This window comes from Leptolyngbya sp. CALU 1928 (genome assembly GCF_056784215.1).
This window is the reverse complement of the sequence record NZ_JBXBCE010000001.1, coordinates 2,957,750-2,971,231: the sequence shown is the minus strand read 5'-3', so window position 1 is coordinate 2,971,231 and position 13,482 is coordinate 2,957,750. Positions and strand designations below refer to the sequence as shown.

The following is a 13,482-nucleotide window of genomic DNA, read 5'->3' as shown; positions in this document are numbered from 1 at the left end:
AGCCCATCGACCCATCAACCCCCTAAAAACTCCGCACCCCGCACTCTGAACTCCGCCCATAATCATGCCGTTTGCAAAACAGGATAATCGGTATATCCCTCTGCCCCATGAGCATAAAACGTTGCTTGATCGGGTGGATTGAGGGGAGCCTGTTTCCGAAAGCGTTCGACTAAATCTGGATTGGCGATGAAGGGAACTCCGTAGGCGATCAGGTTGGCTTCACCCTGAGCGATCGCGTGGTTGCCTTTTTCCAAGTCATAGCCACCGTTGAGCATCAGTACTCCGTCAAACTTCTGCCGGATGTGAGGGGCAACCCGAATCCCTTCCACTGCCATAATGTGTCCTGGCAAGCCTTCCAAGAGATGTAAATATGCCAGATTGAAGGCATTCAACGCGCTGGACGCATAGCTGAAAGTTGCGATCGGGTCGCTGTCTCGCATGTCATTGTAGGGATTGGTAGGAGAGAGACGCACCCCAACGCGATCGCCACTCCAGGCATTGACCACGGCTTCCGTCACTTCTAGCAAAAAGCGCGCTCTGTTGGCAATGCTACCGCCGTAAGCATCCGTGCGCTGATTGCTGCCATCCCGCAAAAACTGATCAATCAAATAGCCATTGGCACCATGAATTTCCACCCCGTCAAAGCCCGCTTCCTGGGCGCGCCGAGTCGCATCGACATATTGCTGCACTACGCCTGGAATCTCGTCTAGCTCTAGCGATCGCGGTGTCACAAATGGCTTATGACCGGAGGGCGTGCGAGCGTCACCTTGAGGACGAATTGCCGAAGCCGATACGGGTAATGCGCCATTGGGCTGAAAGTCGGGATGAGAAGCGCGCCCCATGTGCCATAGCTGCAAGAAGATCCGCCCACCCGCCGCATGAACTGCCTCCGTAATAGTTCGCCAACCTTTCACTTGTTCAGCGGTGTGAATGCCGGGAGTTTCCACCCACCCACTGCCCTGCTCTGAAATTTGGGTTGCTTCTGAAATGATTAATCCAGCCGTGGCGCGCTGCACATAATACTCTTTCATCAGCGCGTTGGGAATCCGTTCCACACCCGCACGGGAACGGGTCAGCGGTGCCATGATGATGCGATTGGGTAAATTTAACGCACCCACTTGAATCGGAGTGAATAAATCAGGCATGGTCGAAGATCCTTTTGATGTGTGTCGTTTACTGACTCATTTATCCTCACTGTATAAAACTAGACGAGACGGTTCGTCTTGTCAACCTAGACGAGACGACTTGTCTCGCTTATCCTAGAAGAATGACTGAACCGCAAATTTCATTCGATAGTTCGCGATCGCAGGCGGAGAATACTCTCCTCCCAGAGGAGCAACCTGGTAAAACGCCAGATTGTCGGCGACGGAATCAGCGATCGCACCAGGCAATTTTAAAAGCAGCGGCAGAATTATTAGAAGAAAAAGGGTATGGCGGAGTCTGTATTGAAGGAATTGCTGCCCGTGCCGGAGTTGGCAAGCAAACCATTTATCGCTGGTGGTCGTCAAAAGCTGCCGTGATGATGGAGGCTTATGCAACCCGTCCGACCAAAGATCTGCCGACCCCAGATACGGGCTGTGTGCAAGCAGACTTAGATCAAATGTTGGCACAGCTTTGTTTCGTGCTAACGCAAACCCCCTCTGGCTCCGTGATTAAAGGCTTAATTGCAGAAGCACAGAATAATTGTGAGGTGGCTGAGGCTTTTCGCGCCTATTTTGTTGCCTGTCGCCGTGCCGCCACTCGAACCATTTTGGAACGGGGAATTGAACGCAAAGAGCTACGGGCTGACTTGAATGTGGAGTTGGCGATCGATACGCTTTTTGGTCCAATTTGGTATCGATTGCTGCTGCAACATGCACCGCTAGACGATGATTTTGCCGCTGCGTTAGTCAATCACCTTTTGGCTGGAATGAGACTATAAAGTGGTTGATAGTCAATATTTAAGCTGAAAGAGGTTGAGCGATCGCTGGCTTTGATGTCAACGGAATTTGAATCATAAATTCTGTTCCCTGCCCAACTGCTGAGTGGCACTCTAGCGTACCCCCGTGCTTTTCGGTGATGATCTGATAGCTGATGGATAATCCTAATCCGGTGCCTTTACCAATAGATTTTGTAGTAAAAAACGGATCGAATAATCGCGATCGCACCGTTTCACTCATGCCTTTTGCATTATCTACAATCCGAATCATCACAACAGGAGTTGCTTCTAATTTAAGACTTCCAGAGTAAAGATTCACGGTTGTTTGAATGGTAATGGTAGGCGACACTATTTCCGAATAGGTTTGAAATTCTGTTTCCTCCAGCGCGTCGATCGCATTTGAAATAATATTCATAAATACTTGATTCAGTTGCCCTGGATAACACTCAATTTTAGGAATTACGCCATAGTCTTTAACAATTTTAATTTCAGGAAAATCGGGCTTTCCCTTAAAACGATGCTCTAGGATAGTGAGCGTACTATCAATCCCTGCATGAATGTCCGCCTCCTTCACTTCTGATTCATCTAAGCGAGAAAAGTTCTTTAACGACAGCACAATTTCTCGAATGCGTTCAGTTCCTAAATTCATTGATCTCACAACTTTATCTAAATCTTCCGTCAAAAAATCAAGCTCTGCGTCATCCACTTGAGCCTGAATATGGGGAGGTAGATTTGGACAAAATTGCCGATAAAGCTGCACAATTTCTAGGAGTTGAGCGCTATAGGTAGACACATAGCTTAAATTGCCATGTACAAAATTAATCGGATTATTAATTTCATGAGCAACCCCAGCGACTAATTGACCTAAACTGGACATCTTCTCCGTTTGAACCAGTTTTGATTGAGCTTGTTGAAGCTGAGATAATGCTTGTTCTAGCTGATAAGTTTGAGTTTTCAGCGTTTGAGTATCCTTTTGACTTTGAAGATAAAGACGAGTTTGGGCAACATCCCGCACTTCCAACGACGCGAGCAAAGCTAACCCTAAAATCACGAGGGTTGCCATGCTAATTGTGGTTGCTAAAGATGACGTATTAATAGTAAAGGGTGTTGCTGCTAGCCGTTTAGTGGGGATGAACTGAGCCGCCGCCATGCCGGTGTAGTGCATCAGCGGTACTGCCGATCCCATGATAATAGCGCTGACAACACGACGGATTTTTCCTACCACCGTGGTTTCTTCCCTCAAGCGAAAAGCTAGCCACAGAGCAACGGCAGAAACCGCGATCGCGATTACTCCAGATAATCCCACCAGGAAAGGATGATATTGAATAACCGCATCGACTTGCATTGCCGCCATTCCGGTGTAATGCATAGTCGCAATTCCTAATCCCATCACTACGCTGCCGCCTACCAGTTCGAGCCGGGTCATGGTTGGGCGACTTGCTAAAAATAGGGCAAACCAAGATGTTGCGATCGCCACCCCCATTGAAGCAATCACTATGGGGATGTCATAGCCCACCGCGATCGGCAAATGAAATGCCAACATTGCAATAAAGTGCATCGACCAAATGCCCGTGCCCATCGACACAGCCCCAATTCCTAGCCATCCTAAACGGTGCCAGCCTCTAGATGCTGTAATTTGTCCTGCCAAATCAAGGGCTGTGTAGGACGCAAAAATGGCAATAACAACAGACATAATGACAAGATGGGCATCATGGTGACTCATCAAACCACTACCAGCATGATTAACAGTCAGCGACATAATCATTAGCTATTGAATTGAATAGGTTAAATAAACTAGAGGCTCATCTATGTATCAAAGATGCACTAAACAGGACTGAAAGTAACGCGCTCAAATAAAAACTTCAAAGGAGCTTAAAATCCAGCTATTTGAATAGTTCAGCAGCTTTAGCTAACGGGTGAACTTTGCAGTATTAACAAGCCGCTTAAAGAGGAGCGAAAGCTATTCTCAAAAAAGGCTTTCAGTCCAAAAAAACTAACAATAAAACTGTTTAGGTTTCATGTGAAATGAGTAAGAAAAATATAATATTTACATTAAAAATTCAATAAAGACATCCATAAAACTTCTTTTTAAATTACTTTAACAAAGATTTCAACAATACAAAATCTCCTGGAGTTCACTTTAACAAGTTCAAAATTTCTCCATGCATAAAGGCAATGTCGGGGCTACGTTGGATTGTCTGATCGTAGCGCTGTTCAGCAAGTGTGCCTTCCTCAGAGGCTTTGAGCAATTGCTGCGCTTGCTGCATTAAGTCGTGAATTTGGCTGGCAGCGATCGCATCCTTATCGTCTAGCAATTCATCCACCTGCACAATAAATTGAGACATGGGACGCAACCAATCAAACCATTCATGACTAATCACTAATTGAAAAAACTCACCATTGGTTTGAATCTTGCCAAAATTCTGTTCATAGGTTTCTCGCTCAGCAGTCAGTAGGGCTTTATGGAGTTGCAAAAATCCATGACGCACTTGACGTAACTGTTGAATTTCAGACTCTAAAGAAGAATTCGTAGAAGTCATTAGGCAAAAATATAATTAAAACTTTTCTCATTTTAGTGATAACTCCGTACCCCGGACTTCTAACTTCGCACTTCGCTTGGGGTCAACTGGGACTGGTTTGCAAATCATCTAGTTCGGCATAGTCTGGCAATGTCGTATTGATCGCGGTGCCGTTCCTTAGTACCACCCGATCATGTTGCGATCGCGATAGCAATTCACTGTAACTCCGTGCTTTAAACAGGACGAGATCGGCGGGAAGTCCTACATCGATTCGTCCAACGGTGGGCACCCCCATTAGATCGGCAGGGGTCAGCGTAATCGCATCATACCAATTGCCATAAGGACGATCTAGATGGGCAATTTTGACAGAGAGGGCGAACACTTCTAAGGCATCATGGTCGCCAAAAGCATGGAATGGATCGCGACAGTTATCGCTGGCGATCGCCAGCCATTTAGCTCACTTTTTCTAAAAGCATCTTCACGGCTTGTAAGATGACCTCCGGTTGATCAAGCCAGACAAAATGACCGCTCGTTTCGGCGTGAAGTTGGACACAGTTTGTCGAAAGTTTCAATAGCTCCTGATGCATTTCATCGCGCAGTCGATTTGCGGCTCCCAACGGAATCAATCGCGTCCAAAGCGATGGCTTGAAAAAACTGTTGGCTTTGATGCTCACCATTGGTAAAGAGCCGAGGGACTCAATCGCTTGAAGCAGTCGTCCGCTTGCTTCTAGGCTCCACATCTCTTGAGCCATAGTCAGCCAGTGCTTGGGACGGCAAAACGATCGCTTAACCGGGTTCAAAACAGTGTTGGAATACTGCTTTAGCTGTGGCTTTAATAGCTCAAACACGCCGCAAATTTTTAGCAATCGAATAATGCCTAAGACCGATCCCAACATACACATGACAAAGCCAGAGACGAAAAATAGCTTTAGTCCCCGCAGCAACAGCGTCATCTGCAACATACCGCTTTCGTGCAAGCCATCGGTTAACACCAACCCCGCCACTTTTTCGGGAAACTGGTGGGCATAGAGTCGCTGATTATAACTACCAAAGGAATTGCCAATCAGCAGATAGGGCGGGGCAATGTTGGCAGCGGTGAGCAGTTGATCCAGTTCCATCACAATCTGTTGACTGGTGCGGGAATAGGGACTGCGATCGCTCCAGCCATAACCAGCGCGATCGTAACAACAAACCCGACCCAACTTCGCCAGTTCTGGCAATAAAAAATAGCCTTCGATGCCACCCAAGCTGTGATCTAGCACGATGGTAGGCTGGTTAGAGTCACAATCACCTGCGGTATACAGATGCAGCTTGTATCCGCCGATATCAATCCGCTGACCGGGGGGCGATCGCTGATCTTCACGCCAACAGGCGATCGCTTGATAGAGCGTTGTGATTCCCAGTAACAAACTATTCACTAAACTTCCAGCCATTCAATGACCTTTCCCCTAGGCGCTTGATGATTCATTACTGAATTATTCAATGCTGACTCCGCGAATGGTTTGCGATCGCTCTCGACCTGCCACGGGTGCTTCTTGGATTTTGCGCTCTTGAATCCGGTGGGTTTGAAAATGGCGCTGCCACTCACTCGGCGCATCCAACGTTTCGCCACCATGCTTAGTAAGTCGCTGCCGGACTTTGCATAAAACGGGTGTGTTGACGCAAGCTCCAGAAATAATCACCTGTCCTTTCGTCAACGATGGCAACTCTTTGAGCAAATCTCGTCCGGCTGCTTCCACGCCAAACTTGAGGCTTTCTTGATCCACCGGGTTGACGATTCGCATGATGAACTGACTCATACATTGCGACAGCACATCGGAATCAATTTTGCCCGGTCGTTGGGTGATCAAGCCCATGCCTAAACCAAACTTGCGCCCTTCACTTAGGATAGTTCGCAGCACGGCTTTACAACGAGATGGCTCATGAGCGGGGGCGAAGCGATGCGCCTCTTCCACAATGATAAAAACCGGATAGGGCAAATAGTTTTCGTCGTCGGGCGTGATCAGTTCTTTTTGGGTATTCATTCGTGCTTGGTTTGCTTGCCGCAACACCGCCGCACAAATCACCTGCTGTTCCTCCTGACTAATTTCGTTCATTTGCAGCACGGTTGCTTGACCCGGCTCAAATAAATCCTTGGGGGCGAGGTGTTGAAACGGATGAAAGTAGGGCGATCGCGCCAATCGTTCTAGCTTCCATTCCAGTGCGGGAGCCGAGGAGCCAGGTTTTTCGTTGCCTTCATCGTCTACTTGAGTGTCGGCTTCGTACACTGCCGCAATCAAATCCTGCACATCCCAGCGATAGTCGCCCTTACGATGCTTTTTGACGATCGCGTAGGCTTTGTTGAGAATAGACTGCTGGCGATCGCTCATTTCTGGCAGCAGAGTGAGAATATCGGCATAATCCAGCGACGAGGTGCGAATCCGAATATCATCGGGAGTCAGCACCTTTACCTTGGGCGAATAGCCATCTTCCCCTTGGAACTGCGGATGTCCTTGCATTTCAGACAAGGTGCTGTATTCGCCATGAGGATCAAAAATTAGCACCGCTGCTCGATTGTGAGGCAAGAGCAACTCTTCAATCAAAACCCCAGCCGTGTAAGACTTCCCGGAACCCGTGCCTGCCAGAATCGTCATGTGGGTGCTGACCAGTTCCTTTACGTCCAAGGCAATGGGAACCGCGCCCACTTCTCGTAGCAGCAAACCGCCAATAAACGCAGAGCCGATCGCCCCCGGTTGTCGTTTATTTAAGACTCGTTGCAGCATGGCATCATCTGCCAGATACACTTTTGCACCCGGATTCGGGGTGCGACGCGGGTTCATAAAGCCTAGGCGATCGTCAAAATAGCCAATCACATCAACAGTCACTTCGTAGATTTCTGGATTCGTGTCGGTGAAACCAATCAGCGCTGCTACGGCTTCGGGACTAACTTCCGTATCGGCAAAAATGCGATCGGGCAGGTGATCAATCAAGCTACGTGCTGACAGCTTGCCTAAGATCTGCCGCATTTCGCCGCCTGTCTCAGTTTCCGCTACTTCGTAATACACGAACTCGCCGATTTTAACGTAGCGATTATCTGCCGTAATAAACACATACTGGTTACCGTTTTCTCCGGGACCTTTAACGGTGCCAATCACAATGGCGGTGGCAAGTGAACTGAGCAGGGAGCGAGGAAGTTGCATAGGTCGCGAGTCTTCTGAGCGCAGCGTCTTTCCTATTGGTTATAGCCGATCGTGGCGAGACGAGCGACTGTACTAGAAATATTAGGGCGATCGCGTCTTTACCCCAGCGATGCTGAAGCGCGACCTCATTACTTTAACACTCTACCTGCATTCAAAATTGCCAGTAGCGCCACGCCCACATCTGCAAATACCGCTTCCCACAACGTTGCAATGCCGATCGCCCCTAACGCAATGAACACCGCTTTAATCGCCAGTGCCATCACAATGTTTTGCATGACAATTCGATGGGTCTTTTTGCCAATCTGAATCGCCTCTGCCACTTTGGAGGGGGCATCCGTCATCAACACTACATCTGCTGTTTCAATCGCCGCATCCGAACCTAATCCGCCCATTGCCATGCCCACATCGGCTCTCGCAATCACTGGAGCGTCATTGATGCCATCGCCCACAAACACTAGCTTCTTTTTGCCAGCGCGATCGAGCAGTTTTTCGATCGCCGCCACTTTATCCTCCGGCAGCAGTTCTGCCACAAAGTCATCTAAGCCCAGTTGAGCCGCCACATTTTGGGCAACAGTGCGATTGTCGCCGGTTAGCATGACGGTTTGCTCAACCCCGATTTTTTTCAACTCTCGAATCGCTTGCATGGCATCATCTTTGATTTCGTCGGCAATCAAAAGATATCCGGCATAGCGTTGATCCACTGCTAGATGCACCACTGTACCTGCGATATCACAGGTGTCGTGTGCAATATTTTCTCGATGCAGCAGGCGATCATTCCCCGCCAAAACCGTGCGATCGCTGACTTTGGCGCGAATCCCATGTCCGGCAATTTCCTCATAATCCGTGACGGAACTTTCATCAATTGTTTGTCCGTAAGCCTCTCGAATGGACTGCGCCACTGGATGGTTGGAGTGGGCTTCGGCTTTTGCTGCTAGCGTCAACAATTCTGATTCGGAAAACCCATTTTGAGGGACGATTTGAGTGACTTTGAATACTCCTTTGGTCAAGGTTCCGGTTTTATCAAACACCACTATTTTGACCGCCGCCAGTGTATCAAGATAGGTTGACCCTTTGACTAAAATTCCCCGTTTGGCAGCCCCACCCACACCGCCAAAGTAGCCCAATGGAATACTAATCACTAAACCGCAGGGACACGAAATCACCAACAAGATCAATGCACGATAGACCCATTCGGCGTGAGTTGCGCCGGGAATAATCAGCGGCGGCAAAAAAGCGATGAGCAGAGATAGAAGCACTACAGCCGGCGTGTAGTAGCGAGCAAAGCGAGTGATCAGTTTTTCGGTTTCTGCTTTCTTGCTGGTGGCATTCTCTACCAAATCGAGAATTTTGGCGATCGACGATTCTCCAAATAACTGAGTCACCTGAATCGTCAAAACTCCCGTCTGATTAATCATGCCTGCCAGCACAGTTTCGCCAGTTTTTAGCGTGCGGGGGACGGATTCTCCCGTCAACGCTGAAGTGTCAACCTGAGACTTTCCCTCCAAAATTTCACCGTCTAACGGAATTTTTTCTCCGGGCTTCACCAGAATCTGATCGCCCACCCTGACTGTTTCTGGCGAAACCGCTTTCACCATGCCATTGATTTTCAAGTTTGCAATATCCGGGCGGACTTCCAGCAACGATTGGATGGAGCGCCGCGATCGCCCCACGGAATATTCCTGAAACAACTCGCCGATCCGAAAGAACAGCATCACGGCAACGGCTTCAGGGAATTGGTGAATCGCAAAGGCTCCTAAGGTGGCGATCGTCATCAAAAAGTTTTCATCAAACACCTGACCTTTGAGAATGTTGCGTCCGGCAGTCTTGAGTACCGTCCAACCACTGATCAAGTAGGCAGGAATGAATACAGCCAGTTCGCCAATGTGGTAGGGCGTGTTGTGTAATTGAGGTTCAAAGACCATTCCTATCACCAGCAGGGCAACCGCTACCAGCACGGTCGGGAGTTCTGCTTTCAGGTTAAATTCGCCTGATCCATGATGATGCTCATGATTGTGATCAGTGCCATGATGACTATCGTGATCGTGGCTATGAGATTCGGTTGCCGTTTGGATTATGGGCGATCGCTCTGCTTCGACTCCATAGCCCAATGATTTTATCTGGTCTTGAATCTCTATCTCGCTCACCTGCTGCGGGTCGTAAGATACGACTAAACGCCCAGTTGCAACCGTAACGGATGCTTCAGCAACACCTTTCAACCGCTCCAGCCGACTTTCAATTTTCAATTTACAACTGGTGCAGTCCATACCACCGACTTGCAGTCGTTGAGTTCTGAGCGGAGATAGTCGAGTCATAGTCAGTATAAAAGAATTACGATTTTTCCCATTCTAAGGCAAACATCTCAATATCTGAAGATATGTTCATGTGTAGAACGATAATCATTCTTAGGGTTATACTAGAAATGACTAATAACCTGTTTTCTAATCTCTCTAGCCTTCATGTCTGACCAGAACGATTCAACCTCAGTAGTTCAATCTGATGCGCCCAGTTGTGAAACTTCACTCGTGCATTTAGAAACTGTACGGCAGGTAAAACCGGAAATTCTCTCTATGCAGGAAGCGCAACAGATGGGAGCATTTTTCGGTCTGCTCTCTGATCCAAATCGACTTCGGTTGCTTTCAGCCTTGGCAAGCCAAGAACTTTGTGTTTGTGATCTAGCCGCAAGCTTGAAGATGGGTGAATCGGCAGTGTCTCACCAACTCCGCCTTCTGAGAGCCGCGCGGTTGGTCAGCTACCGTCGGGAAGGACGCAATGTTTACTATCGGTTGATAGATTCCCATGTGATCAACTTCTATCGTGAAGTGGCAGATCACTTGGCTGAAGTCGAATAAACGCTAAAGTTGGCTGGGCGTTGCTGAACATAGGGATGAATCAGGTAGGGATGGGCACATCTCCAAATATCAGGTAATGCAGTAACAAACGAATCGAATGTTTCAGCATTGGTACGGATTTAGAATAACAGAGGGTCTTCCGATGCAGGCGTGCTAAATAATTGCGTAATCGGGTATTTTCTCCTTCCACTCGTGTCATATAAGTCTTACTGACAATCTGGTCGCCATCGGGAATAAAGCAGGGATAGACCGACCAACCGTCGGTGATGTAGAAATAACACTGCCAGGTCTCCACAATTGTCCATAACGGGGCAAAAGTCTCGGCACTGTGGTCGCCTAACACCCAACCTAAAATCCCTGGTTTGAAGTGGTCAACCGCCGTCCACAGCCAGATGGCTGCTGTACTTTAACTATGCTGGGAAACATATTCGTGCAACAGGAAAACTCATATTTACCGAGTTTATCGGGCGGGAATTCGACCGCAGTCATTTGATTGAGCGGTGAGTATCCATTCCAACATGTAGATCGCGGCGACTAGCCAACTGGGAAAAAATTCAGAATTCATCACAATTGGATGATTTTACCTAGCCCAATTGTGGAGTAATTTTGGTTCTGGAAATGGCAGATGCTGAAATCTTGTGTTTACTCTTGACAGTTTATCTGTGAGCTTGTGTCACAATGTAAACGGTTTTTCCAAACTGGTGAAGAACTCTATATGGACATAAGGAATGGAAACGATATATCAATACGCTTGGCTGATTCCCGTGTTGCCATTGGCAGCCGCTACGATTATCGGTTTAGGTCTTATTTCTTTTAGCAAGTTAACGAGTAGACTGCGACAGGTTTCCGCTGGCTTTGTCGTGTTCATGATTGGAGCCGCAATGACGCTCTCCTTTGGGCTGCTGTGGAGCCAGTTGAATGGACATGCTCCTCACACTCAGATGATTGAATGGGCAGCAGCGGGTGATTTTCATCTGAATATGGGTTACACCATTGATCACTTGACGGCGCTGATGTTGGTGATTGTGACCACGGTTGCCTTTTTGGTGATGATTTACACCGATGGCTACATGGCTCATGATCCAGGCTATGTGCGGTTCTATGCTTATTTGAGTTTATTTAGCTCGTCTATGTTGGGTTTGGTGATTAGTCCAAACTTGGTTCAGATTTATATATTTTGGGAGTTGGTAGGCATGTGTTCCTACCTGCTGATTGGGTTTTGGTACGATCGCAAAGCGGCGGCAGATGCGTGTCAGAAGGCATTTGTGACCAACCGCGTCGGTGACTTTGGCTTGCTGCTGGGGATTCTCGGTCTGTATTGGGCAACTCGCAGCTTTGATTTTGAAGTGATTGGCGATCGCCTGCAAGACTTGGTGCAATCGGGGGCACTCAGCGGTGGAGTCGCTGCGTTGCTTGCCATCTTGGTGTTTTTGGGTCCTGTCGCAAAATCGGCGCAGTTTCCTTTGCATGTGTGGCTACCCGACGCGATGGAAGGTCCAACCCCCATCTCTGCGCTAATTCATGCCGCAACGATGGTGGCAGCAGGGGTGTTTTTAATTGCGCGGATGTTTCCCGTATTTGAAAACATTCCCACCGCGATGACGGTGATTGCGTGGACAGGCGGAGTTACTGCCTTTTTAGGAGCCACGATCGCGATTACCCAAATGGATATTAAAAAGGGCTTGGCATACTCCACCATGTCCCAGTTGGGCTACATGGTCATGGCGATGGGCGTAGGGGGCTACAGCGCCGGATTGTTTCACCTAATGACCCATGCCTACTTTAAAGCCATGATGTTTTTGGGATCAGGTTCCGTCATCCACGGCATGGAATCGGTGGTCGGTCACAATGCCGCCTATGCCCAAGATATGCGCTTGATGGGTGGCTTACGAAAGTATATGCCGATTACTGCTAGCACCTTCTTTGTCGGTGTTTTGGCGATTTCTGGGATTCCTCCGTTTGCGGGTTTCTGGTCAAAGGATGAAATTTTGGGGTTAACCTTTGCCGCCAATCCAGCGCTTTGGCTAGTGGGCTGGTTGACCGCCGGAATTACTGCCTTCTATATGTTTCGCATGTACTTCCTCACGTTTGAGGGTGAGTTTCGCGGCAAAGATAAAGCGGTGTTGAACCAAATTAATGCAGAACAATTGCAAGCGGTAGGACTAAACTTTGGTCCTGGTGCAATGAATCCTCAAGAGTTAATCATGGACACTGCGCCTGATAATCAAGCGGATCATAGCCATGATAATCATGCCCACGGTAGCCTGCCCCATGAGTCGCCTTGGACAATGGCTTTGCCGCTGGCGATTTTGGCGATTCCTTCTGCCCTGATTGGCTTGGTAGGAACTCCGTTCAACAACTATTTTGAGGCGTTTATTCATGCGCCTGGAGAAGTAGTGGAAACATTGGAACCGGGATTTCACGCCTTACCCAAAGAAGAGTTAACTGAGTTTTTGATTATGGGCGGCAGTTCCGTTGGCATTGGCTTAATTGGGCTAACGCTGGCATCGTTGATGTATTTCTCTCGTAAGATTAACCCCTCCGCGATCGCCGATCGCATTCCAGTCCTTTACAATCTCTCAAAAAACAAATGGTATATCGATGACATTTACTACAACGTGTTTGTCTTAGGCAGCCGCCGATTAGCCCGTCAGGTGCTAGAAGTGGACTCTAAAGTTGTGGATGGCGTGGTTAATTTGACGGGTTTGGTGACCCTGCTGACAGGCGAAACCCTAAAATACCTGGAAAATGGTCGTGCCCAGTTTTATGCATTGGTTGTGTTTGGAGCCGTGCTGGGATTGGTCATTTTCTCTGGAGCGACTTCGTAATTTGACGACTCTGATTCGGCAAATCAATCGAGAGGGCAACACAGTGGGGTGATTACGAGCGCTGAACTGCGATCGCTAAAATTGAAAATTTAGACCCCACTGTTTCGCCTACTGCACTTTTTTACCTTTCAGATTTCAGACTCTTGATTCTCTAGTTGATTCCCTAACAAAAAATGAACGGCTAATCAT

10 protein-coding genes and 1 pseudogene are annotated in these 13,482 nt (G+C 48.1%); 3 read left to right on the top strand and 8 right to left on the bottom strand.

All coding sequences use genetic code 11. From position 1 onward, the window contains the following. Nucleotides 1-62: 62 nt before the first annotated feature. Nucleotides 63-1,145 carry an alkene reductase gene (locus AC1S5B_RS13865; protein ID WP_482036257.1) on the bottom strand — a complete coding sequence of 361 codons (1,083 nt, stop codon included), beginning with the start codon at nt 1,143-1,145 and terminating at the stop codon, nt 63-65. A gap of 122 nt (nt 1,146-1,267) precedes the next feature. Between AC1S5B_RS13865 and AC1S5B_RS13860 the strand changes: the two genes are divergently transcribed. Next, nucleotides 1,268-1,921 carry a TetR/AcrR family transcriptional regulator gene (locus AC1S5B_RS13860; protein ID WP_482036256.1) on the top strand — a complete coding sequence of 218 codons (654 nt, stop codon included), beginning with the start codon at nt 1,268-1,270 and terminating at the stop codon, nt 1,919-1,921. A gap of 19 nt (nt 1,922-1,940) precedes the next feature. Here AC1S5B_RS13860 and AC1S5B_RS13855 read toward each other — a convergent pair whose 3' ends face one another. The 6 genes from AC1S5B_RS13855 to AC1S5B_RS13830 form a co-directional block, all read right to left on the bottom strand. Then, complete coding sequence (locus tag AC1S5B_RS13855; protein WP_482036255.1) at nt 1,941-3,611, bottom strand: MHYT domain-containing protein; 1,671 nt, start codon at nt 3,609-3,611, stop codon at nt 1,941-1,943. Nucleotides 3,612-4,053: 442 nt separating this feature from the next. After that, nucleotides 4,054-4,458: a hypothetical protein gene (locus AC1S5B_RS13850; RefSeq protein ID WP_482036254.1), complete on the bottom strand. Its 405-nt coding sequence runs from the start codon at nt 4,456-4,458 to the stop codon at nt 4,054-4,056. An 82-nt stretch (nt 4,459-4,540) separates the two neighbouring features. After that, nucleotides 4,541-4,819 carry a hypothetical protein gene (locus tag AC1S5B_RS13845; protein ID WP_482036253.1) on the bottom strand — a complete coding sequence of 93 codons (279 nt, stop codon included), beginning with the start codon at nt 4,817-4,819 and terminating at the stop codon, nt 4,541-4,543. 70 nt (nt 4,820-4,889) lie between these two features. Then, on the bottom strand, nt 4,890-5,870 hold the full coding sequence (locus AC1S5B_RS13840) for an alpha/beta fold hydrolase (protein WP_482036252.1): 981 nt from the start codon (nt 5,868-5,870) through the stop codon (nt 4,890-4,892). A 42-nt stretch (nt 5,871-5,912) separates the two neighbouring features. Next, nucleotides 5,913-7,616 (bottom strand): ATP-binding protein, encoded by a 1,704-nt coding sequence (locus AC1S5B_RS13835; protein WP_482036251.1) that lies wholly within the window; start codon nt 7,614-7,616, stop codon nt 5,913-5,915. Between the two features lie 128 nt (nt 7,617-7,744). Continuing rightward, nucleotides 7,745-9,928 (bottom strand): heavy metal translocating P-type ATPase, encoded by a 2,184-nt coding sequence (locus AC1S5B_RS13830; RefSeq protein ID WP_482036250.1) that lies wholly within the window; start codon nt 9,926-9,928, stop codon nt 7,745-7,747. Between the two features lie 144 nt (nt 9,929-10,072). Here AC1S5B_RS13830 and AC1S5B_RS13825 point away from each other — a divergent pair, with 144 nt between their 5' ends. Then, nucleotides 10,073-10,465: an ArsR/SmtB family transcription factor gene (locus AC1S5B_RS13825; protein ID WP_482036249.1), complete on the top strand. Its 393-nt coding sequence runs from the start codon at nt 10,073-10,075 to the stop codon at nt 10,463-10,465. 40 nt (nt 10,466-10,505) lie between these two features. Here the strand turns inward: AC1S5B_RS13825 and AC1S5B_RS13820 are convergent. Next, nucleotides 10,506-10,859, bottom strand: a pseudogene (locus AC1S5B_RS13820) (IS1 family transposase); the annotation flags it as partial. 334 nt (nt 10,860-11,193) lie between these two features. Between AC1S5B_RS13820 and AC1S5B_RS13815 the strand changes: the two are divergent. After that, nucleotides 11,194-13,293 carry an NAD(P)H-quinone oxidoreductase subunit 5 gene (locus AC1S5B_RS13815; RefSeq protein ID WP_482036248.1) on the top strand — a complete coding sequence of 700 codons (2,100 nt, stop codon included), beginning with the start codon at nt 11,194-11,196 and terminating at the stop codon, nt 13,291-13,293. Nucleotides 13,294-13,482 lie beyond the last annotated feature (189 nt).